This is a genomic window from Staphylococcus sp. GDY8P196P (assembly GCF_017891705.1).
GTDB classification, from domain to species: Bacteria; Bacillota; Bacilli; order Staphylococcales; family Staphylococcaceae; genus Staphylococcus; species Staphylococcus ureilyticus.
Map to the genome: position 1 here is coordinate 20,244 of NZ_JAESJS010000009.1, position 23,523 is coordinate 43,766.

The window sequence follows — 23,523 nt, forward strand, 5'->3', positions numbered from 1 at the left end:
TCATTGATGACTTTTTCTAATCAATTAGGGTGGCAACACGGATATTCGTCCCTTGTATAACTGAATAGTTATGCAAGGGACTTTTTATTGTATAAAAGGAGAGGTTTTATGATAAATATTCCTAGAGGAACACAAGATATTTTACCAAGTGAAACAAAAAAATGGCGATATATTGAAGCAAAATTAGATGAATTGATGGAATTATATAATTATGAAGAAATCCGTACACCGATATTTGAAAGTACTGAATTATTTGCACGTGGTGTTGGTGATTCAACGGATGTCGTACAAAAAGAAATGTATACATTCAAAGATAAAGGTGATCGCAGTATCACTCTGAGACCTGAAGGTACTGCTGCAGTCGTACGTTCATATATTGAAAATAAAATGCAAGGGTTACCTAATCAACCAATAAAATTGTACTACAATGGGCCAATGTTCCGGTATGAACGAAAACAAAAAGGTCGTTATCGTCAATTTACACAATTTGGTGTAGAAGCCATAGGTGCAGAAAATCCAAGTATCGATGCTGAAATTTTGGCAATGGTCATGCATATCTATCAGTCATTTGGTCTTAAACATTTAAAATTAGTCATTAATAGTATTGGAGATATTGATTCTCGTAAAGAATATAATGAAGCTTTGGTTAAACATTTTGAACCAGTAATTGGCGATTTTTGTAAAGATTGCCAAGCACGCCTGCACACGAATCCAATGAGAATTTTAGATTGTAAGATTGATAAAGATAAAGAATCAGTTAAAACCGCACCACGAATTACGGAATATTTAAATGCTAATTCAAAGACTTATTTTGAGGAAGTAAAACAACATTTAAATGATTTAGACATTGAATATGAAGAAGATCCTAACTTAGTAAGAGGTCTAGATTATTATACACACACAGCATTTGAACTTATGATTGATAATCCGAATTATGAAGGTGCAATTACGACATTATGTGGGGGTGGCCGTTATAATGGTTTACTTGAATTGTTAGATGGTCCAAGTCAAACTGGTATTGGTTTTGCACTTAGTATTGAGAGATTATTAATGGCTTTAGAAGAAGAAGGCATTGAATTAGACGTAGACCACGACTTTGATTTATTTATCGTTACGATGGGTCAAGAAGCAGACCGTTATGCAGTAAAATTATTAAATGATTTACGTCAAAATGGTGTGAAAGCGGACAAAGATTATATGGAGCGTAAAGTGAAAGGGCAAATGAAACAAGCTGATAGATTAAATGCCAAATATACTGTTGTGATTGGCGATCAAGAGTTAGCAGAAAAAAATATTAATGTAAAAAATATGGAGACCGGGGAATCAGAACGTATTGATTTGAACGAACTTGTTAACTATTTTAGAAATTAAGGAGAAGATATCATGAGTAAGCGTACAACATATTGTGGTTTAGTGACTGAATCACTATTAGAACAAGAAGTTATATTAAAAGGTTGGGTACACAATCGTAGAGATTTAGGTGGACTGATCTTTGTAGATTTACGTGACCGCGAAGGTTATGTACAAATTGTGTTTAATCCAGATTTTTCTGAAGAAGCATTACGTATAGCTGAAACAATTAGATCTGAGTATGTAGTTGAAGTAAAAGGTATTGTAAAAAAACGTGATCCAGAAACAGTAAATCCCAAAATTGCTACAGGTCAAGTTGAAGTACAAGTATCAGATATTGAGATTATTAATAAAGCTGAAACACCACCTTTTGCCTTAAATGAGGATAATCAAAATGTGGATGAAAATATAAGACTAAAATATAGATATTTAGATTTAAGACGTCAAGAATTAGCACAAACGTTTAAGATGAGACATCAAACGACACGTTCAATTAGACAATATTTAGATGGTGAAGGTTTTTATGATATTGAAACACCAGTGTTAACTAAGTCAACACCAGAAGGTGCGCGAGATTATTTAGTACCATCTCGTGTTCATGAAGGTGAATTTTATGCATTACCTCAATCACCACAAATATTTAAACAATTGTTAATGATTAGTGGTTTTGATAAATATTATCAAATTGTTAAATGTTTCCGTGATGAAGATTTACGTGCAGACCGTCAATCAGAATTTACGCAAGTTGATATTGAAATGAGCTTTGTTGATCAAGAAGATGTCATGGACATGGGTGAAGAAATGTTACAAAAAGTTGTAAAAGATGTAAAAGAAGTGGAAGTGCCTCGTCCATTCCCAAGAATGACTTATGATGAAGCAATGGCGCGTTTTGGTTCTGATAAACCAGATACACGATTTGGTATGGAATTAATGAATGTTTCAGAACTTGGTGAAATCATGGACTTTAAAGTCTTCAAAGATGCAGTAAATAACGATGGACAAGTGAAGGCAATTGTAGCTAAAGGTGCGTCTGATAATTATACTAGAAAAGATATTGATGCTTTAACTGAATTTGTTAATATATATGGTGCCAAAGGTTTGGCATGGGTTAAAGTAGTTGATGAAGGTTTAAATGGCCCTATAGCTAAATTCTTTGAAGCAGACCATGTTGAAAAATTAAAAGCCTTGACTGGTGCGCAATCTGGAGATTTAGTCTTATTTGTAGCTGACAAGCCTAATGTTGTAGCTCAAAGCTTAGGTGCACTTAGATTAAAATTGGCTAAAGAACTAGATTTAATCGACGAAAGTAAGTTGAATTTCTTGTGGGTAACAGATTGGCCATTACTTGAATACGATGAAGAGTTAAAACGTTATACTGCTGCACACCATCCATTTACAGCACCGAAACAAGAAGATATTAGCAAATTAGATACTGAACCTGAAAATGCTCAAGCTAATGCATATGATATTGTTTTAAATGGTTATGAACTTGGTGGCGGTTCAATTAGAATTCACAATGAAGATTTACAATCAAAAATGTTTGAAGTATTAGGATTTACTGAAGAACAAGCTAGAGAACAGTTTGGTTTCTTATTAGATGCATTTAAATATGGTGCGCCACCACATGGCGGTATTGCTTTAGGCTTAGACCGCTTAGTTATGTTGTTAACTGGACGTACAAACTTACGTGACACAATTGCATTCCCTAAAACTGCATCTGCAACTTGTTTATTAACAAATGCACCTAGTGAAGTATCAGAAAATCAATTGGAAGAACTCTCATTAAGAATTAGACATTAATTTTTATTAAGTCTTTATTCTTGCTAAATTCTAATAATGTGTTATTATACTTGCATAAGGTAGTCATCTGTAGTGTTCGTAAGTTTGCTTCATATTTGGGCCTAACACTCTTTGATCCGGGAGCCCAATAGGTTTTCTTGCAGCGCACACGCCTCTTAAGGAGGACTTGCAAAACAAGAAACAGGGCACCCACCTGTTAATAGCAGGCCGAATGATTAAGCAATTTATAACTACGGCACGCACGGACTCTATCGGTACGCAAGACTTCGGTCTTGCGTATTTTTTTTATCGTTATAATTTATTGTTTTACAATTAATCGGATCGTAAAAATGTTATGATTATAGTATTCGCTAAATAAGGAGTTTAAAAATGAAACATCAATTTTCAAGAAATGAATTGGCATACGGCAAAGAGGGTTTAGAATTATTAAAACAAAAAACCGTTGTTGTTTTAGGGGTAGGAGGCGTTGGCTCATTTGCAGCTGAAGCATTAGCGCGTACGAATATAGGTCATATTATATTAATAGACAAAGACGATGTTGATATAACGAACGTCAATCGACAGTTACATGCTTTAACATCTACAATAGGTCAAAGTAAAGTCACATTAATGGAAGAGCGCATCAAATTAATCAATCCTGAATGTGAAGTTACATCACTCCATATGTTTTATACAGAAGAAACATACGAAGCCTTGTTTAATAACTATGATATCGATTATTTTATAGATGCAAGTGATACACTGATATATAAAGTTCATCTTATGAAAGAATGTCTTGAAAGAGGTATTTCTGTAATTTCGAGTATGGGTGCCGCAAATAAAACAGATCCGACACGTTTCCAAATTGCAGATATTTCTAAAACTTATATGGATCCAATGGCTAAATTGATACGTCGTAAATTGAAAAAATTAGGTATATACAAAGGGATACCTGTAGTATTTTCAGATGAAAGTCCAATCGTTATAAGAGAAGATGTCAAAGAAACAGTTGGCGATGCAAATGCACCAACTAGGAAAGGGCAAATGCCACCCTCATCAAATGCATTTGTACCCAGTGTTGTGGGGTTGATATGTGCAAGCTATGTGGTTAATGACATACTCAAAGATATACCTGTAACAAGAATCAAAGATAAATAAAGATATCAACGAACCGCGTTAACACAGGAAGTCATTTCAAATGTGTTAACGCGGTTGTTTGATATAACCTTAAACTAATGATTATTTTGTTGTGCCTTGTTGATATTGTCAAAAATAGATTTAAGCTGTTGTTCTGTTTTTGATGTTGTTTTAGGTGTATAGTAAATTTTGTTTTTTAATTTATCAGGCAAATATTGTTGTGCGATAAATCCATTATCATAATTATGAGGATACTTATAACCTATTGCTCTACCCAAAGCTTTGGCACCTGAGTAATGACCATCTTTTAAATGGTCGGGAATTTGTCCTACATGACCTTTTCGAATATCTGACAGTGCTGCGTCGATAGCAGTGATTCCAGAATTAGATTTAGGAGACAGACACAATTCAATTACCGCTTGACTCAAAGGAATTCTTGCTTCTGGAAATCCTAGTCTTTCAGCAGATTCAATTGCTGCTAAAGTTCGTTGGCCTGCACCAGGTGAAGCTAAACCTATGTCTTCATAACTAATCACTAATAATCTTCTGACAATGGTGGGTAGGTCTCCAGCTTCTATTAAACGTGCTAAATAATGCAATGCTGCATTTACATCACTTCCTCGAATTGACTTTTGAAATGCACTCATCACATCGTAATGCATATCACCATCCTTATCACTGACAAAAGCACCTTTTTGCAAGCAATCTTTAGCATCTTCTAATGTAATATGTCTTTGATTTTCTTTAACTTCAGCACTGAGCACAGCTAATTCTAAAGCATTCAGTGCACTTCTAACGTCACCTTGGCTTTGTGTAGTGAAATAATTCATCGCATCTTCATCAATGACTGGATTGTATGAAGCTAATCCACGTGATTCATCGTGGAGAGCCCTTTCTAAAGAAATTTTTATATCATTATCATCTAATGGATATAATTCGAAAATTTGCGCTCTTGATCGAATTGCAGGATTAATTGCGTGATATGGATTTGATGTTGTAGCACCAATCAACACAATTTTTCCACTTTCGAGATGCGGTAGTAAAAAATCTTGTTTAGCTTTATCTAAACGGTGTATCTCATCTAATAATAAAATGACTTGTCCAGACATTTTTGCTTCTTCAACAATGAGTTGCATATCTTTTTTAGTATTTGTAACAGCATTTAGCTGACGGAATTTAAATTGAGTACTACCTGAAATTGCTTTAGCAATACTCGTTTTACCAATTCCAGGTGGACCATAAAAAATCATGGATGATAGTCGTTTGGTATTGACCATTCTACGTATAATACCTTTATCACCAACTAAGTGATCTTGTGAAATAATTTCATCAATATTATTTGGTCGCATTCTTGAAGCGAGTGGTTCGTTCGTCACAATCTTTCACACCTTTCTAATATTATCTTAACGTAAAAAATGATAGAATGTTAATATATAGTATTCGAATTAAGTGAGGTTATATAATGAAAATATCAACAAAAGGCAGATATGGCTTAACACTAATGATATCTTTAGCCAAAAAGCAAGGGCAAGGATGTGTTTCGTTAAAATCTATAGCTGAAGAAAATAATTTAAGTGATCTTTATCTAGAACAACTCGTAGGTCCATTAAGAAATGCTGGTTTAATCCGAAGTGTTCGTGGAGCAAAAGGTGGTTATCAATTGAGAGTATCAGCTGAAGAAATTACTGCTGGTGACATTATTCGTTTGTTAGAAGGACCAATTACATTTGTAGAAAGTATTGATTCTGAACCTCCTGCGCAAAAACAACTTTGGATTAGAATGAGAGATGCAGTTAGAGAAGTATTAGATAATACAACTTTAAAATATTTAGCAGATTATAATGAAACTAATAATTTAGATGGATATATGTTCTATATATAAGATGTAAAATTGTTATTTATTAAAACGTTTCTTTGTCATTAACTGAAAATATTTAAAAAAATTTGTTTTAAATGTTTACGTCTTAAGTATTGTGGTATTTAATAAATACATTGCTAAGGAGGTATTATTTATGGCAGATGAAAATAAATTCGAACAAGCAAAAGGAAACGTTAAAGAAACAGTTGGTAATGTTGCCGACAATAAAGACTTAGAAAAAGAAGGCAAAGAAGATAAAACTTCTGGTAAAGCCAAAGAAGTAGTAGAAAATGCAAAAGATAAAGCAAATGAAGTTATCGATAAATTTAAAAAATAATAATCGGTAACTAATACTAAAAAGGTGGTTTTATTATGTCTGATTTCTTAAATAAAGCAAAAGAAACTGCAAAAAATGTTTCTGATAAATTAAAAGATACGGATAACGAAAAAGCAAAGCAAGCATCTGAACAAATCGATAATTTCACTGGTGGCAGTGACGATAAAAAAGATGACAAAGATAAAAAAGACGACAAAAAATAAAATTGTCTTTAAAGTTTAAGTTTATTCGCTTAAATATAGAAAAGCCCAGGTTTCTAACTAGAAACTGGGCTTTTCTATATTTAATTAAAAAGTTGAAATAATATTTTTAAGTTTACGATACGATTCAAGTTGTGCTTCTTGATCATAGATGTAACTAATTGCCATTAATTCATCTATTTCACCATATTCATCAATAAATGATTGTAATTTTTGTTTAACCGTTTCTTCAGAACCGATGAGTGAACTTTGCATACGTTGTTTGGCAATTTCATATTCAGTAGGCGTGAGTAGTCCCTTTAAATCGTCAGTTGGTGGTTGTACAGGTTGCATTCTTCCTCTAGTAATGCTTACCATTACCTGAGCCTGTGTTGTTGCCAGATATTCTCCTTGTGTATCTGTATCAGCAACGATGGCATTTAAGCAAACAATCACATATGGCTTGCTTAATACCTCTGAAGGTTCAAATAGTTCTTTATAAATTTCAATTGCTTCTTTCATTTGTTGTGGTGCAAAATGACCTGCAAAGACATAAGGTAATCCTTTGCGTGCAGCCAAGTGTGCAGAATCAGTTGAAGAACCCAATATATAAAGAGGTACATTTTTACCAACGGCTGGATATGCACGGACATACGTTTGTTGATTACCTGGACCAAAATAAGTTGCAAGTTGTTCTACTTCTTCAGGGAATTCATAAACGCCATTGTGTTGATCTCTACGTAACGCACTTGCAGTCATCATATCAGTACCTGGCGCACGCCCTAAACCTAAATCAACGCGATTTGGAAATACAGTTTCCATTGTCCCAAATTGTTCTGCAACAATGAGAGGTGCATGATTAGGTAACATGATGCCACCAGAGCCTACCCTTATTTTAGAAGTATGTTCTAATGTATGTTGTATTAATAACGCAGTGGCTGAACTGACAAGGTTAGGTGCGTTATGATGTTCTGCAATCCAATATCTTTCATAATCCAGTTCTTCTAAATTTTGTGCTAATTTAACCATATCACTAATTGCATCTTGGTCCGATTGACCTTCTCTAATTGGAACTAGATTAAGTGCAGATAATTTAATATCGCTCATTTCACTATGTCCTCCTTAAATATATTAATATATTGCAGTATAACAGTCTAAATAAAACTTGCGTAAGAAATTGCTCACTGTTATACTATATGAAATTAAAAAGTTAGGTGGCCTTATTAAGACAATGGATAAATCTCATGAAAACAAACAATATCAATTATTTAATCAAAAAAGTAATATATGGGATAAGACCATGTCTTAATGCAAAATTATCACTCAAGTACCTAACATAAATAATGTTCGGATTGTTAAGGCATGTCGTATCCCTTAAGAAAGAGGGAATTGGTATGTCTTTTTATTTTGTTCAAAAACCATTTGAAAAATTTGGTAAAAATTTAATTAACTCTGTAGAAATTCAAATTGATAAAGGCGAACATATTGCAATGATAGGTAACAATGGCGTAGGCAAAACGACTTTGTTAGAAGCGATAAAATCGAAATATAAAGATGAAACTTATTTAATGTACCAAAATATGTTAGCTGATGAACACTTAACAGGGTTAGATTATGTAATGGAAATAAACCCCGAAATATTGCAGATAAAGCAAAAACTTGAAGACAATTATGAATATATTGCAGACTATAGTGCATTAAATGGTTACGAATTTGAACAGAGTATTATTACGCAAGCGAATCAAATGAATTTAACAGAAAAAGATTTAGAAAAACAAATTCAAGATTTGAGTGGTGGTCAACAAACACGACTGGCGTTATTAAAAGCATTCATGTCAAACAAACCACTGATCTTACTGGATGAACCCACGAATCATTTAGATTTAGAAATGTTGGAACAACTGATTAGAAAAATTCAAAAATCAAAACGTACGATTGTTTATGTATCACACCAGCGTGATTTTATCGATCAAACAGCGACTCATGTCATTGAAGTAACATCTGAAAAAACGAATAAATATAATGGTAATTATTCCAAGTACCGTGAAATTAAAGATTTAACGTTACAAACACAACAAAATATGTACGAAAAGCAACAAAAAGAAATAGCAGAACTTAATCGCACGATACAACGAATCCAAACATGGCATCATTCAGCACGACAAAAAGCAAGTGTTCGTAGCCCTATTGAGCAGAAGAAGCTTAGTAAGTTAGCTCAAAAGGCTAAAGTAAAAGAAAAACAAATGACCGAAAAATTAAATGAGAAGACCATAAACCAGCCAGATAACGAACAAAAACATTATCATTTTAATCATGAAGCCCAATTACGTAAGCGTTTTTTAATTCATTTTGAAGACTTCAATGTTGTTATAAGTGAACATCATGTATTTGAACATGCGCATTTCGAAATGAAACAAAAAGAAAACGTATTAATAACGGGACCAAATGGAAGCGGAAAATCTCTTTTAATTGCGATGATCAGACAAAAGATATTTGCTAATCAAGGACATTTAAAAATCACACCTTCACTAAAAATTGGATATTTCGATCAGACGAACAAAAATTTGAATGAAGCAGAATCTCCACTGATGATGCTATTAAGTACGAATAAAATATCAAGAAGCGAAGCGCAAACTATATTAGCTTCATTTGGTTTTAAAGAGGAAAAAATTAATGCACCAATTGGTCAATTATCTATGGGAGAGAAAAGTAGATTTCAATTTGTACTGCTATATTGCTCTGGTGCCAATTTATTAATTTTAGATGAGCCAACTAATTATTTTGATATTTCAACACAGGACTTAATTTTAAATATGATAAAAAGTTTTAACGGTCAAGTATTAGTTGTGAGCCATGATGAGTATTTTCAAGCTAGGTTTAAAGCGACACACTGGGAAATTAGAAATAAAAAATTATATAACTTAACCCAAAATAAAAAGACAAAATCAAATGTAAACGAAACATTAACATTGTTAGATGGATATGAAATGATAGATGAAAATGGTCATTTTGAAACAGACAACTAGAAAAATTAATTAGATGGTGCTATCATTGGAACATTGATAAATTTGTAAGGAGTGTCAAACATGGAAGTATATGCAGATTATGCTGCTACAACGCCTGTTAAACAACAAGTAATAGATAAAATGATGGAAATCTATACAACACATTACGGTAATCCGTCTTCTATACATAGTATAGGTAGAGATGCACGTAAATATTTAGATGAGTCTCGTCGTTTTGTAGCTAAACAACTCAATGCGAAGCCTAGTGAAGTAATTTTTACTAGTGGCGCAACAGAATCTAATAATACAGCGATTAAAGGTATTGCGTATGCAAACCAAGATAAAGGTAAGCATATTATAACAACTAAAATAGAACATCATTCTGTACTCCATGTTTTTGAACAATTAGCAAAAGAAGGTTTTGATGTAACATACCTTGATGTAGATGAAGAAGGTCTGATATCGTTAGAACAATTGAAAAGTGCAATGACTGATGAGACAATCCTTGTTTCAATCATGTTTGTTAATAACGAAATTGGCACAGTGCAACCAATGTACGATATTGATGAAATTGTTAGTCATTCAAATGCTTTATTTCACGTAGATGCTGTACAAGCTATAGGGCACTTAGACATAGATTTTCATGAATTTGATATCGATGCAATGAGTATTACGGCACATAAATTTGGTGGACCAAAGGGTGTCGGTGTATTACTAATAAAATCAGGTACAAACATTAAGTTTCCACAATTAGGTGGAGAACAAGAAGTGAAAAGAAGAGCAGGTACAGAAAACGTACCTCAAATTGTCGGATTGGCTGAAGCTTTAAAACTAGCAAACCAATATAGAGATGAAAACAATGTCCATTTGATGAATTTAAAAAACCAATTTCTTGTATCTTTACAAGAACGTTCAGTGCCTTTTGAATTAAATGGTTCAATGACTGATACTACTGGTCATATTGTTAATTTGTATTTTCCATTTATTGATGTGGAAACTATGTTAACATTGTTAGATTTAGCTAATATATATGTAGCTTCTGGTTCAGCATGTACTGCAGGTTCTACATCACCTTCACATGTTTTAGTAGCAATGTATGATGACGATACAAGAGCGAATCATTCTGTGCGATTTAGTTTTAATGAACAAACGACCGAACAAGAAATTAAATATTTAGTTACCGAAATTCACAAAATTTATCATAAATTCAAGGAGGAAGTTTAGTTGTCAAATAAAGATACACGTGTTGTAGTAGGCATGTCAGGCGGCGTAGACAGTTCCGTAACAGCACATATATTAAAAGAGCAAGGTTATGATGTCATTGGTATTTTTATGAAAAATTGGGATGATACGGATGAAAATGGTGTTTGTACAGCTACAGAAGATTATAATGATGTTATAGCTGTATGTAATCAAATAGGTATACCATATTATGCAGTTAATTTTGAAAAAGAATATTGGGATAAAGTGTTTACTTATTTCTTAGATGAATATAAAAAAGGCCGTACACCAAATCCTGATGTGATGTGTAATAAAGAAATTAAATTCAAAGCATTTTTAGAGCATGCGCTTAAATTAGGTGCAGATTATGTAGCAACTGGACATTATGCTCGTGTACGACGTCATGAAGATGGACATGTTGAAATGTTGAGGGGCGTTGACAATAATAAAGATCAAACTTATTTCTTAAATCAATTATCACAATCACAATTATCTAGAGTGATGTTCCCAATTGGCGATATTGATAAAAAAGAAGTGCGTAGAATTGCAGAAGCACAAGATTTAGCTACAGCTAAGAAAAAAGATTCAACTGGTATTTGTTTTATCGGTGAACGTAACTTCAAAACATTTTTATCTCAATATCTACCCGCACAGTCAGGTGAAATGAAAACTTTAACTGGTAAGAAAATAGGTACACATGCAGGATTAATGTACTATACTATCGGTCAACGTCACGGTCTAGGTATAGGTGGAGATGGAGACCCTTGGTTTGTAGTAGGCAAAAATTTAAATGATAATGTCTTATATGTAGAACAAGGTTTTCATCATGAAGCGCTTTACAGTGACTATTTGATTGCTTCAGATATTTCATTTGTTAACCCTGTTGATTTAGAAAATGGATTTGAATGTACAGCGAAATTTAGATATCGTCAAAAAGATACTAAAGTTTTTGTTCAAAAAGAGCATGATAATGCAATTCGAGTAACATTTGACGAACCTGTTCGCGCAATTACGCCAGGTCAATCAGTCGTTTTATATGATGGCGATGTTTGTCTAGGTGGCGCTACTATAGATGATGTATATAAAACATCAGGTCAATTAAGTTATGTTGTTTAAACAAATTAATTAAATGCTTCGTAATGATTAAAATAGCAAAATGACATTGCTATATTGTTAATTAAATATAAAGTTTCATAGTTTAATCGTATTTTGAGGAGTAAGCATACAATATCAAATTTTAAATTTTTGATTTGTGACTTACTCCTTTTTACTGTTTTTTCATTCTTAAATGTTATAATAAGATGTTGAGAGAGAGGGATAGCATGAATCAAGAACAAATTTATACATTGATTAAACAAGGTAATTTTGAGCAAGCTTTAACAGCATTATTCGAAAATATAGAAGCAAACCCGAATGAAGTCGAAAATTATATCAATGCAGGTATATTAATCGCAGAAGCGGGTGAAATAGATAAAGCGGAAAAGTTTTTCCAAAAAGCACTAACCATTGACCCAAAAAATGGGGCTGTTTATTACAATTTAGCTAATGTTTATTATAATGAAGGGCGATATAAAGAAGCGGTTAAATTATACCAACAAGCATTACAATATAAAGTTGACGAAATCGACACCAATTATATGATAGGTATGTCGTTTAACCAGTTAGAAGCATTTACAGAAGCACTTCCCTTTTTAATGACTGCTGCTGAAAAAGATAATCGCAAGGATGTAGAGGTACAATTTCAATATGGATTGGTATTATGTCACTTAGAAATGTACGAACAGGCTGTTTCACAATTACAGTATGTAGTCTCATTAGATGACAAACATACAGACGCTTTATATAACTTAGGTCTAGCAACTTATATGTTAACAGAGGATACTGAATGTGCTATCGAATATTTTGAACGTGCAGTTGCTATCAACCCAGAACATTTGATGAGTCAACATGCCATCAAAACGTTTAAATCCATCGCAGAGGAGGAGTAATTAAATGGACAACCCTACATTATTCAATAATTCAATGATTAAAGGTACTGTAGATGCTATCTTGTTTCAAAACAAAGACAATTTTTATACTGTTTTAAAAGTAGATACGATAGAATCTAATGAAGATTTTGATTCTATGCCTACAGTTGTAGGGTTCTTTCCAGAAATTGCTGAAGGCGATGTTTATACTTTTAAAGGTCAAGTCGTTTCACATCCTAAATATGGTAAACAGTTAAAAGCTGAAACGTTTGAAAAAGAGCTGCCTCAAACCAAAGAGGCTATTATTAGCTATTTATCTAGTGATTTATTTAAAGGAATAGGTAAAAAAACAGCTCAAAATATTGTGAATACACTTGGAGAAAATGCTATTTCAGACATTTTAAATGACCCATCTGTTTTAGAAAAAGTACCTAGTTTACCTGGGAAAAAACAAAAGCAAATTGCTGAACAAATTGCGAGTAATCAAGAAACAGAACAAATTATTATTCGATTACATGATTTAGGATTTGGGCCTAAACTCGCTATGGCAATCTATCAGGTTTATTTAGGTGATACACTTAATATTGTAGAAAATAAACCCTATCAATTAGTTTACGACGTGAAAGGAATCGGTTTTAACAAAGCGGATACTTTAGCACGAAATGTGGGTATTCAATTTAATGATGATGAGCGTTTAAAAGCGGGTTTATTATATGTATTAGAAGAAGAATGTATTAAGCAAGGGCATACATACTTACCAACACAAAATGTATTAGAAATGACACAAGATATGTTATCACAATCACCAAATGAAGTGATTGAACTTCAACAATTAGAAAATATGATTCAAATCTTAGTTGAAGATACCAAATTAGTAAAACAGGAACACGAATTAGCAATTCCTAGTTTATACTATTCGGAACTTAAAAGTGTTCAAAACTTATATCGTAATTACACCTATACGAATAAATTAAAAGAAATTGAGCAGTCTGAATTATTATTAGAAATTGGTGAAATCGAACAAAGCAATCAAGTCACTTATGCTAATTCCCAAAGAGATGCGCTACAGACTGCAATCAATAGTAAAGTTATGCTGCTAACTGGCGGGCCAGGAACAGGAAAAACTACTGTGATTAAAGGTATTGTCGAATTATATGCAGAAATACATGGTTTATCTTTAGATTATGATGATTATCAAAACGATGATTATCCAGTTGTATTAGCAGCACCTACAGGTAGAGCTTCAAAACGATTGGCTGAATCTACAGGGTTGGAAGCTATGACTATACATCGATTGATAGGTTGGAATCAAGACACACAGCCAGAAGATATTTTAGATAATGAGATTTCAGCTAAACTAATCATTATTGATGAAATGTCAATGGTCGACACCTGGCTGTTTCATCAATTTCTTAGCGCGGTACCTATTGATGCCCAAGTGATATTAGTAGGTGATGAAGATCAGTTGCCTTCCGTAGGCCCAGGACAAGTGTTTAAAGATCTCATTGATTCTAAAGTTATACCTAGAGTGAATCTGACTGAAGTTTACCGACAACAAGATGGATCTAGTATCATAGAATTGGCGCATAGAATGAAATTGGGAGAACCGATTGATATCACACAAAGATTTCATGATCGTAACTTTATTAATTGTTCAACTGAACAAATACCTTCAGTTGTTGAAAAGGTTGTTTCAAGTGCTGTTAAAAAAGGTTATGATATGAGTGATATACAAGTATTAGCCCCTATGTATAAAGGTTCTGCAGGTATAAAAAAATTAAATGCTGTATTGCAAACAATCTTAAACCCTAAAGAAAAGGATACGCGTGAAATTGAATTCGGTGATGTTGTCTTTAGAAAAGGGGATAAGGTGCTACAGCTAGTAAATAGGCCGAGTGATAATATATTTAATGGCGATATTGGTGTGATTGTTGGCATATTTTGGGCAAAAGAAAATGCCTTAAATAAAGATGTATTGGTCGTTGATTTTGACGGAAATGAAATTACTTTTGTAAGACAAGATTTGTTAGAATTAACACATGCATATTGTACGTCTATACACAAATCGCAAGGTTCTGAATTTCCAATTGTAATTATGCCTATGGTTAAGCAATATTTTAGAATGTTACAAAAACCTATATTATATACAGGATTAACAAGAGCTAAGCAATCACTAGTATTTCTGGGTGATCCACAAGCTTTTGAAATCGGTTTAAATACACATGGTCAAGTGAGAATGACTCAGCTCTGTTCATTCTTAAAAACGTATTTTAATAATGATGATCGTAAAGATGAGGTTGCAGTTGAAGATACGTTTGATGCCACGACTATTTTAACAGAAGAAAATATATATAAAATTAATCCTATGATTAATATGGGAGATATTTCACCATATGATTTTGTTGAACATTGACAACGTAGGTTAAAGTAAATACAATATAATTGATTGTGCATAAAGATGAGTAAATTATGGTAGTCGACAAGAGATGTACTGGCTGGTGAAAAGTACAGATAGCATAGTTGAAAGCTACTTTATGTTAAATAATAAATATACTTATTTTAAGTGATAAGCGGAATTATTAATTATGATTAATGCTTATAACTAGGGTGGTACCGCGAAACGTTCGTCCCTTTTGATAGGATGGACGTTTTTTATTTTCATTTTTATCAAATAACTGATATAACTTGAGTTGAGATGGAGGAATTTTAAGTATGAAAAACTTAAAAGCAAGTGAAATTAGACAGAATTTTATTGATTACTTTGTTGAACAAGGACATATGGTTGAACCTTCTGCACCTTTAGTACCTATAGATGATGATTCTTTACTATGGATTAACTCTGGTGTTGCGACATTGAAAAAATATTTTGATGGCAGAGAAACACCGAAAAAGCCTCGTATTGTCAATTCTCAAAAAGCCATAAGAACAAATGATATTGAGAATGTTGGCTTTACAGCTAGACATCATACTTTTTTTGAAATGTTAGGTAACTTTTCAATTGGTGATTATTTCAAAAAAGAAGCCATTGAATTTGCTTGGACATTTTTAACGAATGAAAAATGGATGGCTATGGATCCAAAACGATTGTATGTAACCATACATCCTGAGGATACAGAAGCTTATAAAATATGGAATGAAGACATAGGCTTAGAAGAGAGTAGGATTATTCGTATAGAAGGTAATTTCTGGGATATCGGTGAGGGACCATCAGGCCCTAATACAGAGATATTCTATGATCGAGGGGATCAATTTGGACAAGATGATGCTGCAGAAGAAATGTATCCAGGCGGTGAAAATGAAAGATTTTTAGAAGTTTGGAATTTAGTATTTAGTGAATTTAATCATAATAAAGACCATACGTACACACCATTACCAAATAAAAATATTGATACTGGAATGGGTCTCGAAAGAATGGCATCTATCGCACAAAATGTTCGTACAAACTACGAAACGGATTTGTTCATGCCTATCATTAATGAAGTTGAAAATGTTTCGGGTAAAAAATATCTTGAAACAGATTCTTATGATGTCGCATTTAAAGTTATCGCTGACCATATTCGCACAATTTCATTTGCAATTGCTGATGGCGCGTTACCTGCAAATGAAGGAAGAGGTTATGTGCTACGCAGACTTTTACGTCGTGCTGTAAGATTTAGCCAATCCTTAGACATTAATGAGCCGTTTATGTATAAATTAGTTGATATTGTTGCAGATATAATGGAACCATACTATCCAAACGTTAAAGAAAAATCAGATTTCATCAAACGTGTGATTAAATCTGAAGAAGAACGTTTCCATGAAACATTAGAAGAAGGCCTAGCGATATTAAATAATTTAATTACAAAAGCAAAGTCGACGACAAATGAAATTAGTGGTAAAGATGCATTTAAATTATATGACACATATGGTTTTCCAGTTGAACTTACTGAAGAAATTGCAACTCAAGAAAATCTTACCGTTGATATGAATACTTTTGAAGAAGAAATGCAAAAACAACGTGACAGAGCTAGACAAGCACGTCAAAACTCACAATCTATGCAAGTACAAAGTGACATATTAAAAAAAATAACAACAGATAGTCAATTTGTAGGTTATGATGTCATGGACCAAAAAACGATTATTACGGACATCATATATAATGGTGAATTAGTAAATGAAGCTGAAGCAGGAGAAACTATTTACTTTATTTTAAAAGAAACACCATTTTATGCAGTGAGTGGTGGACAAGTTGCAGACGAAGGTACTATAAGTAATGAACAGTTCGAAATCAATGTTACTGAAGTTACCAAAGCGCCCAATGGACAAAACTTACACAAAGGTGAAATTCAATTTGGCACTGTTAAAAAGAATGACGAAGTGTTTGCTAGTGTAAACCACATTGAACGTAGAGATATTAAAAAGAATCACAGCGCTACACATTTATTACATGCAGCATTAAAAGAAGTACTTGGAGACCATGTCAATCAAGCAGGCTCACTTGTTGAAGCAGAGAGATTAAGATTTGATTTCACGCACTTTGGACCTTTAAATCAAGCAGAAATTGATCAAGTTGAACGAAGAGTTAATGAAGAAATTTGGAATAGTATAGATGTGGATATTCAAGAAATGCCTATTGCTGAAGCTAAAAAGTTAGGCGCGATGGCATTGTTTGGTGAAAAGTATGGTGAGGTTGTTCGAGTAGTGAATATGTCTCCTTTCTCTATTGAATTATGTGGAGGTATCCATGTTAATAATACTTCTGAAATAGGTTTGTTTAAAATAGTAAGTGAATCAGGTACTGGTGCTGGTGTGAGACGTATAGAAGCATTTACTGGAAAATCAGCATTCCTATATTTAGAAACAATTCAAGAACAATTTAATGCAGTGAAAGCACAAATTAAAGTGAAATCAGATGATCAAGTTTTGGATAAAGTCATCCAAATGCAAGCGGATGAAAAAGAATTAACTAAACAACTTGAGCAAAAAAATAAAGAAATCACTACACTAAAAATGGGTGATATTACAAATCAAGTGGAACAAATTAATGGATTTAAAGTCCTTGCAACTGAGGTTGAAGTCGCAAATGCAAAAGCGATTCGTGAGACAATGGATGACTTTAAATCTAAATTGCAAGATGCTATTATAATTTTAATTAGTAATATAGATGGTAAAGTGTCATTAGTAGCAACAGTGCCAAAAGCTTTAACAGACAGTGTAAAAGCTGGTGATATTATTAAAAACATGGCACCTATTGTAGGTGGTAAAGGTGGTGGCCGTCCAGACATGGCTCAAGGTGGAGGCACTCAACCTGAAAACATAACAGAATCATTACGTTTCATTAAAGATTACATTAAATCTCTATAAGTTCTAACTATTGTCATGTAGAATTAACAATAAGTACTTTTTACTCGATATGAAGGAGTGTTACAAAATGGAAAACTTTGATAAAACAATGAAATTTAATTATGATGAAATTCCAAAAGAAGATGTCAAAACAGTACTTCAAAATGTCTATAACACATTGAAAGAACGTGGCTATAATCCTGTTAATCAAATCGTTGGTTACTTATTATCAGGAGATCCTGCGTATATTCCACGTAATAATGAAGCTAGAAACCAAATTCGTCGTATTGATCGTGACGATATCATGGAAGAATTAGTTTCAAATTATTTACAAGAGAATTCAAAGTAATTAATGCTAAAACATAAAATTTTAGGTTTAGATGTAGGAAGTAAAACTGTTGGCATTGCTATAAGCGATCTCATGGGTTGGACAGCCCAGGGATTAGATACACTCCATATAAACGAAGATAAGAATGAACTAGGTATAGACAGACTAGTAACAATCATAGAGAAAGAAAAAGTTGGTACTGTTGTCATTGGTTTGCCAAAGAATATGAATAATTCTATTGGATTTCGAGGCGAAGCTTCGTTACAATACAAGGAGCAACTTCAAGAAGCATTGCCATCTGTAGAGATAATCATGTGGGATGAGCGTTTAAGTACCATGGCTGCAGAACGTTCTTTACTTGAAGCAGATGTTTCTAGACAAAAACGAAAAAAAGTAATAGATAAAATGGCTGCAGTATTTATATTACAAGGCTATTTAGATTCTATACAATAAAAAGGAGCGTTTTATAATGACTGAACACAACCATGAATCTGAATTAGAAATTAATAATCAAGAGGAACTATTAACTTTATATGATGAAGATGGAAACGAAGTACTTTACCGTAAAGTATTAGAATTTTTCCATCCTGAATTTAAAAAAGAATATGTGATTCTTGCTGAAGAAGATGCAGAATCAGATGATGATGATTTAATCGAATTAGTACCAATGATTAATGAGCCTGATGAAGATGGTGAAGGCGGAAAATTCTTACCGGTTGAAACAGATGAAGAATGGGATATGATTGAAGAAGTCGTTAACACTGAAATGGACGATCATGATCATAACCATGAATAACCTCTAATCTGAACAACTCAAATAATTTGCACCACTAATTAAAACATAAACCTGAACGACACATTGATTTAATAATGTTTATGTTTTTCTTTGGTGACAAAGCTTGTTAGTCAAATCTTGTACAATCGTTAAGGGATAAAATATGAGATACAAAGTGCTTATTTCAAATTATCAAGCCGAGACTTAAAAGTCTCAACTCAGACTGTCAACAAAGTTTCCAGCTTTGTTGACAGTCTTTTTGTGTTTGAATTCTACTGGCGCTAATTTACTCTGTCTCTACCGGCTTTTATTTTATTACAGATGCCAGTTTAGTTTTCATATTCGAATAAGTCGAAGAAAAATATCGATTTAATAATGTCAAACTATTTTTAGATTCTGTTGTTTTAAAAAAAGTATCGTTTATTTTGAACATTTTTAATATCAAATCAAAAAGAAATTTTTCAAAAATACACACAAATGTAGCTTATCGTAACTGAGACTTTTAAGTCCCAATTTTTATATTTAAGAATAAAAGTACTCAATCAGCTACAGTTATATTAACTAGTTAATTATCACAATTTACACTTATAAAATATATGGGTTTGTGGTAAAATATATAAAGTTAAATTTTAAATTTATGAGATATTTTCAAAGAATTATATAAAGTAGTTCGAAAATAACAACTTATAGACGTCATTATTAACCATAATACAATCAGTCACGATTATTGGCTGATTTATTTTATTTGTCAAAAATGCTTTGAAATATCTACATTGAAGGAAGTTTTAAAATGGAAAATAATCAATCATATTTATTAGAATTGCACAAAGAGAATGATATTGCTATTGAACAACTTAGACCGTATGCGTTGGAACACCATGTTCCAATCGTTGATAGACTAACATTAGATATGATTAAACAACTGATCAGAATACATAAACCCAAGCGCATTTTAGAAATAGGTACAGCGATTGGTTATAGCAGTATGCAATTTGCTTCTGTTTCTGATGAAATAAAAGTGGTTACCATCGAGCGTGATGATGATATGCAATTAAAAGCCAAAGAAAATTTTGCGAAATTTGGATTTGAAACTCAAATTGAGTTAATTGAAAAGGATGCGTTAGAAGCTTTAGAAAATATCAAACATGAATCTTTTGATATGATATTTATTGATGCTGCAAAGGCACAATCAAAAAAGTTTTTTTCTTTGTACGCCCCTTTATTGAATGAAGGTGGGATAATAGTTACAGATAACGTTTTGTATCATGGTTTTGTTTCTGATATTTCCGAAGTGAGAAGTAGAAATGTTAGACAAATGGTAAAAAAAGTACAAGAATATAATGAATGGCTTATGGCTCAACCTCATTTCACAACTAATTTCCTTAATATGGATGATGGTCTAGCTATTTCGATTAAAGGAGAATCAAAATGACAGAATTATTAGTAACACCAAAATCTGTTAAACATATTGAGACACTAATTGAAAAAGGTGCAGATGCTTTTGTAATTGGTGAGCAAAGATTCGGCTTAAGATTAGCAGGAGAATTTAAAAGAGAAGCATTGATAGAAGCAGTGGAATTAATACATAATCATGGTAAAAAAGCCTACGTAGCAGTAAATGGTATTTTTCACAATTATCATTTAAATGCACTAAAATCATATATAGATTTTTTACACGAAGTAAGCGTTGACCGCATCATATTTGGCGATCCAGCAGTAGTTATGTATGTGAATGAACAACCAAATCCGATTCCATTAAATTGGGATGCAGAAGCACTAGTCACAAATTATTTCCAGTGTAACTATTGGGGGAAAAAAGGTGCACAACGTGCGCAATTAGCTAGAGAATTAAGTTTAGATGAAATATTAAATATAAAACAAAATGCAGATGTAGAGATTGAAGTACAAGTACATGGTATGACTTGCATGTTTCAATCAAAACGTATGTTATTAGGTAACTATTTTACTTTCCAAGAAAGACAAATGAAAATTCAACGAAATAAAGAAGCGAATGAGTTGCTTTTATATGATGAAGAACGGGATAACAAATATCCTGTTTTTGAAGATTATAATGGAACGCATATAATGTCACCTAATGATATTTGTTTGATCGAAGAGTTAGATCAGCTTTTAGCAGCCAATATTGATGCATTCAAAATCGATGGTGTATTACAAACTGAAGAATATATCAATGTATGTACAGAGCAATATAGAGAAGCGATTGATTTGTTCAAAGAAGATCCTGAAACCTATGATGATGAAAAATTTATGCTTGTAGATCCGATTGAGGCCATTCAGCCTGAGCACCGTCCGTTTGATGAAGGATTCTTGTATAAACAAACAGTCTATTAAAGGAGGTTTAAGTAATGGAATTATTAGAAAAAGTTGAAAATCGTACTAATAATAAGATTAAAAAACCTGAACTACTTGCACCAGCAGGTAATTTAGAAAAACTCAAAATAGCAGTACATTATGGTGCTGATGCTGTATTTTTAGGTGGACAAGCATATGGTTTAAGATCAAATGCAGATAATTTTACGTTGGAAGAAATAAACGAAGGTGTGACATTCGCTCAGCAATATGGGGCGAAAATTTACGTTACGACTAATATTATTGCTCATGATGAAAATATTGAAGGATTGGACGAGTATTTAAAAAATATTGAGTCAGCAGGCGCCACTGGTATTATTGTTGCAGATCCACTTATTATTGAAACCTGCAAGCGTGTAGCGCCGAACTTAGAAATTCATTTATCAACACAACAATCTCTTTCGAATTATAAAGCTGTAGAATTTTGGAAAAATGAAGGTCTAGATCGTGTAGTATTAGCACGTGAAACTGGTGCTATGGAAATGAAGGAAATGAAAGACAAAGTAGATATTGAAATTGAATCATTTATACATGGTGCGATGTGTATTGCGTATTCTGGTAGATGTACATTAAGTAATCACATGACTGCTCGAGACTCTAACAGAGGCGGTTGTTGTCAAAGTTGTAGATGGGATTATGATCTGTTGGAAGTTGATGAAGATGGTGAATTAGATTTATATTATGACGAAAATGCAGTGACTCCATTTGCAATGAGTCCAAAAGATTTGAAACTTATTGAATCAATCCCTAAAATGATGGATATTGGTGTGGATTCACTTAAAGTTGAAGGACGCATGAAATCAATACACTATATTGCAACTGTAGTGTCTGTATATCGCAAAGTCATCGATGCTTATGCAGAAGATCCTGATAACTTTAAAATTAAGCCAGAATGGTTAACTGAGCTGGAAAAATGTGCTAATAGAGATACTGCTTCTGCATTTATTGAAGGCACACCTGGATATGAGGAACAAATGTTTGGGCAACAAAATAAAAAGAACTCAGCTTATGATTTTTGTGGATTGGTTCTGGCTTATGATGAAACAACTAAGCTTGCTACGATTCAACAGCGGAACAAATTTGAACCTGGGGACGAAATAGAGTTTTTTGGTCCTGAAATCGATACATTTAGACAAGTTGTTGACACTATCTATGATGAAGAAGGTAACCAACTTGATGCTGCACGACATCCATTGCAAATCGTGCAAATTAAAGTTGATCATCCAATTTATACCAACAACATGATGAGAAAGGAAATTGGATAATGAAACGTACGACTATTATTGGAATCGCTGGTGGTTCGGGTTCGGGTAAAACCTCAGTGACAAATGAAATAATGAAAAATTTAGAAGGCCATAGTGTTGCATTATTGGCACAAGACTATTATTATAAGGACCAATCGCATTTAAGTTTCGAAGAACGTTTAGAGACCAATTATGATCATCCTTTTGCTTTTGATAATGACTTATTAATAGATAATTTAAACGATTTGAGAAATGGCAAACAAATCGAAGTACCAACATATGATTATACAAATCACACTAGAAGTGAAGAAACGATTGCATTTAAACCAAAAGATGTTATTATCGTAGAAGGCATATTTGCGCTTGAAAATAAAACGTTAAGAGATTTAATGGATGTCAAGATTTATGTTGATACAGATGCAGATTTACGAATTTTACGTCGCTTACTTCGTGATACAGAAGAAAGAGGACGAACAATGGATTCTGTAATAAGTCAATATCTAAATGTAGTTCGACCAATGCATAATCAATTTATAGAACCCACAAAAAGATATGCAGATATTATCATTCCAGAAGGTGGAAGTAATAAAGTTGCGATCGATATAATGACGACGAAAATTCAGACTTTAGTAAGTAAACAATAGTATTATA

21 protein-coding genes and 1 other RNA gene are annotated in these 23,523 nt (G+C 32.9%); 20 read left to right on the forward strand and 2 right to left on the reverse strand.

Going from position 1 to position 23,523, the window contains the following annotated elements:
- Positions 1-108 precede the first annotated feature (108 nt).
- The 4 genes from hisS (at position 109) to KA814_RS04565 (ending at position 4,287) form a co-directional block, all read left to right on the forward strand.
- The gene (gene hisS, locus KA814_RS04550; protein WP_046208098.1) at positions 109-1,371 is read left to right on the forward strand and encodes a histidine--tRNA ligase; all 1,263 of its coding nucleotides are present in this window, start codon (positions 109-111) and stop codon (positions 1,369-1,371) included.
- 12 nt (positions 1,372-1,383) lie between these two features.
- Positions 1,384-3,150, forward strand: a complete 1,767-nt coding sequence (aspS, locus tag KA814_RS04555; RefSeq protein ID WP_210122678.1) for an aspartate--tRNA ligase — start codon at positions 1,384-1,386, stop codon at positions 3,148-3,150.
- A 61-nt stretch (positions 3,151-3,211) separates the two neighbouring features.
- Positions 3,212-3,402: non-coding RNA, 6S RNA (ssrS, locus tag KA814_RS04560), on the forward strand.
- 117 nt (positions 3,403-3,519) lie between these two features.
- A complete protein-coding gene (locus tag KA814_RS04565; RefSeq protein ID WP_046208100.1) occupies positions 3,520-4,287 on the forward strand; it encodes a tRNA threonylcarbamoyladenosine dehydratase in 768 nt (255 codons plus the stop codon).
- 74 nt (positions 4,288-4,361) lie between these two features.
- Here KA814_RS04565 and KA814_RS04570 read toward each other — a convergent pair whose 3' ends face one another.
- Positions 4,362-5,642: a replication-associated recombination protein A gene (locus tag KA814_RS04570; RefSeq protein ID WP_046208101.1), complete on the reverse strand. Its 1,281-nt coding sequence runs from the start codon at positions 5,640-5,642 to the stop codon at positions 4,362-4,364.
- Between the two features lie 86 nt (positions 5,643-5,728).
- Between KA814_RS04570 and cymR the strand changes: the two genes are divergently transcribed.
- The 3 genes from cymR to KA814_RS04585 all read left to right on the forward strand — a co-directional run bounded on the left by cymR (position 5,729) and on the right by KA814_RS04585 (position 6,664).
- Positions 5,729-6,148 carry a cysteine metabolism transcriptional regulator CymR gene (gene cymR / locus KA814_RS04575; RefSeq protein WP_019469423.1) on the forward strand — a complete coding sequence of 140 codons (420 nt, stop codon included), beginning with the start codon at positions 5,729-5,731 and terminating at the stop codon, positions 6,146-6,148.
- Positions 6,149-6,278: 130 nt separating this feature from the next.
- Positions 6,279-6,461, forward strand: coding sequence for a CsbD family protein (locus KA814_RS04580; RefSeq protein ID WP_046208102.1), 183 nt, complete (start codon positions 6,279-6,281; stop codon positions 6,459-6,461).
- A gap of 35 nt (positions 6,462-6,496) precedes the next feature.
- Positions 6,497-6,664, forward strand: coding sequence for a hypothetical protein (locus tag KA814_RS04585; protein ID WP_157947928.1), 168 nt, complete (start codon positions 6,497-6,499; stop codon positions 6,662-6,664).
- A gap of 84 nt (positions 6,665-6,748) precedes the next feature.
- On the opposite strand, the gene KA814_RS04590 is transcribed toward KA814_RS04585, so the two are convergent.
- A complete protein-coding gene (locus KA814_RS04590; RefSeq protein ID WP_210122679.1) occupies positions 6,749-7,747 on the reverse strand; it encodes an LLM class flavin-dependent oxidoreductase in 999 nt (332 codons plus the stop codon).
- Positions 7,748-8,034: 287 nt separating this feature from the next.
- Here KA814_RS04590 and sal point away from each other — a divergent pair, with 287 nt between their 5' ends.
- The 13 genes from sal to udk all read left to right on the forward strand — a co-directional run bounded on the left by sal (position 8,035) and on the right by udk (position 23,516).
- Positions 8,035-9,666: a Sal family ABC-F type ribosomal protection protein gene (gene sal / locus KA814_RS04595; RefSeq protein WP_081254257.1), complete on the forward strand. Its 1,632-nt coding sequence runs from the start codon at positions 8,035-8,037 to the stop codon at positions 9,664-9,666.
- Positions 9,667-9,726: 60 nt separating this feature from the next.
- Positions 9,727-10,869 (forward strand): cysteine desulfurase family protein, encoded by a 1,143-nt coding sequence (locus tag KA814_RS04600; protein ID WP_046208104.1) that lies wholly within the window; start codon positions 9,727-9,729, stop codon positions 10,867-10,869.
- Positions 10,870-11,982 (forward strand): tRNA 2-thiouridine(34) synthase MnmA, encoded by a 1,113-nt coding sequence (gene mnmA / locus KA814_RS04605; protein WP_046208105.1) that lies wholly within the window; start codon positions 10,870-10,872, stop codon positions 11,980-11,982. It abuts the gene before it with no gap.
- Between the two features lie 185 nt (positions 11,983-12,167).
- Entirely contained in the window at positions 12,168-12,854 is a 687-nt protein-coding gene (locus KA814_RS04610; RefSeq protein WP_336606217.1) for a tetratricopeptide repeat protein, read from the forward strand.
- 4 nt (positions 12,855-12,858) lie between these two features.
- On the forward strand, positions 12,859-15,246 hold the full coding sequence (recD2, locus tag KA814_RS04615; RefSeq protein WP_064208879.1) for an SF1B family DNA helicase RecD2: 2,388 nt from the start codon (positions 12,859-12,861) through the stop codon (positions 15,244-15,246).
- 299 nt (positions 15,247-15,545) lie between these two features.
- Positions 15,546-18,176, forward strand: a complete 2,631-nt coding sequence (gene alaS / locus KA814_RS04620) for an alanine--tRNA ligase (RefSeq protein WP_064208880.1) — start codon at positions 15,546-15,548, stop codon at positions 18,174-18,176.
- Between the two features lie 67 nt (positions 18,177-18,243).
- Positions 18,244-18,504, forward strand: coding sequence for an IreB family regulatory phosphoprotein (locus tag KA814_RS04625; RefSeq protein WP_046208109.1), 261 nt, complete (start codon positions 18,244-18,246; stop codon positions 18,502-18,504).
- Between the two features lie 3 nt (positions 18,505-18,507).
- On the forward strand, positions 18,508-18,936 hold the full coding sequence (gene ruvX / locus KA814_RS04630) for a Holliday junction resolvase RuvX (RefSeq protein ID WP_019469412.1): 429 nt from the start codon (positions 18,508-18,510) through the stop codon (positions 18,934-18,936).
- A gap of 16 nt (positions 18,937-18,952) precedes the next feature.
- Positions 18,953-19,279 (forward strand): DUF1292 domain-containing protein, encoded by a 327-nt coding sequence (locus KA814_RS04635; RefSeq protein WP_210122680.1) that lies wholly within the window; start codon positions 18,953-18,955, stop codon positions 19,277-19,279.
- Positions 19,280-20,048: 769 nt separating this feature from the next.
- Positions 20,049-20,690, forward strand: a complete 642-nt coding sequence (locus tag KA814_RS04640; RefSeq protein ID WP_046208111.1) for an O-methyltransferase — start codon at positions 20,049-20,051, stop codon at positions 20,688-20,690.
- Positions 20,687-21,610: a peptidase U32 family protein gene (locus KA814_RS04645; protein ID WP_046208112.1), complete on the forward strand. Its 924-nt coding sequence runs from the start codon at positions 20,687-20,689 to the stop codon at positions 21,608-21,610. The genes KA814_RS04640 and KA814_RS04645 overlap by 4 nt, the downstream gene beginning before the upstream one ends.
- A 14-nt stretch (positions 21,611-21,624) precedes the next feature.
- On the forward strand, positions 21,625-22,893 hold the full coding sequence (locus KA814_RS04650) for a peptidase U32 family protein (protein WP_064208881.1): 1,269 nt from the start codon (positions 21,625-21,627) through the stop codon (positions 22,891-22,893).
- Complete coding sequence (gene udk, locus KA814_RS04655) at positions 22,893-23,516, forward strand: uridine kinase (protein ID WP_064208882.1); 624 nt, start codon at positions 22,893-22,895, stop codon at positions 23,514-23,516. Before KA814_RS04650 ends, udk begins: the two co-directional genes overlap by 1 nt.
- The last annotated feature ends 7 nt before the right edge of the window (positions 23,517-23,523 follow it).

Bases quoted from the DNA above. Each gene is read 5' to 3' on its own strand.
- hisS (WP_046208098.1), top strand. From the start codon at position 109: ATGATAAATATTCCTAGAGGAACACAAGATATTTTACCAAGTGAAACA.
- aspS (WP_210122678.1), top strand. From the start codon at position 1,384: ATGAGTAAGCGTACAACATATTGTGGTTTAGTGACTGAATCACTATTA.
- KA814_RS04565 (WP_046208100.1), top strand. From the start codon at position 3,520: ATGAAACATCAATTTTCAAGAAATGAATTGGCATACGGCAAAGAGGGT.
- cymR (WP_019469423.1), top strand. From the start codon at position 5,729: ATGAAAATATCAACAAAAGGCAGATATGGCTTAACACTAATGATATCT.
- KA814_RS04580 (WP_046208102.1), top strand. From the start codon at position 6,279: ATGGCAGATGAAAATAAATTCGAACAAGCAAAAGGAAACGTTAAAGAA.
- KA814_RS04585 (WP_157947928.1), top strand. From the start codon at position 6,497: ATGTCTGATTTCTTAAATAAAGCAAAAGAAACTGCAAAAAATGTTTCT.
- KA814_RS04590 (WP_210122679.1), bottom strand. From the start codon at position 7,747: ATGAGCGATATTAAATTATCTGCACTTAATCTAGTTCCAATTAGAGAA.
- sal (WP_081254257.1), top strand. From the start codon at position 8,035: ATGTCTTTTTATTTTGTTCAAAAACCATTTGAAAAATTTGGTAAAAAT.
- KA814_RS04600 (WP_046208104.1), top strand. From the start codon at position 9,727: ATGGAAGTATATGCAGATTATGCTGCTACAACGCCTGTTAAACAACAA.
- KA814_RS04610 (WP_336606217.1), top strand. From the start codon at position 12,168: ATGTTGAGAGAGAGGGATAGCATGAATCAAGAACAAATTTATACATTG.
- recD2 (WP_064208879.1), top strand. From the start codon at position 12,859: ATGGACAACCCTACATTATTCAATAATTCAATGATTAAAGGTACTGTA.
- alaS (WP_064208880.1), top strand. From the start codon at position 15,546: ATGAAAAACTTAAAAGCAAGTGAAATTAGACAGAATTTTATTGATTAC.
- KA814_RS04625 (WP_046208109.1), top strand. From the start codon at position 18,244: ATGGAAAACTTTGATAAAACAATGAAATTTAATTATGATGAAATTCCA.
- ruvX (WP_019469412.1), top strand. From the start codon at position 18,508: ATGCTAAAACATAAAATTTTAGGTTTAGATGTAGGAAGTAAAACTGTT.
- KA814_RS04635 (WP_210122680.1), top strand. From the start codon at position 18,953: ATGACTGAACACAACCATGAATCTGAATTAGAAATTAATAATCAAGAG.
- KA814_RS04640 (WP_046208111.1), top strand. From the start codon at position 20,049: ATGGAAAATAATCAATCATATTTATTAGAATTGCACAAAGAGAATGAT.
- KA814_RS04645 (WP_046208112.1), top strand. From the start codon at position 20,687: ATGACAGAATTATTAGTAACACCAAAATCTGTTAAACATATTGAGACA.
- KA814_RS04650 (WP_064208881.1), top strand. From the start codon at position 21,625: ATGGAATTATTAGAAAAAGTTGAAAATCGTACTAATAATAAGATTAAA.
- udk (WP_064208882.1), top strand. From the start codon at position 22,893: ATGAAACGTACGACTATTATTGGAATCGCTGGTGGTTCGGGTTCGGGT.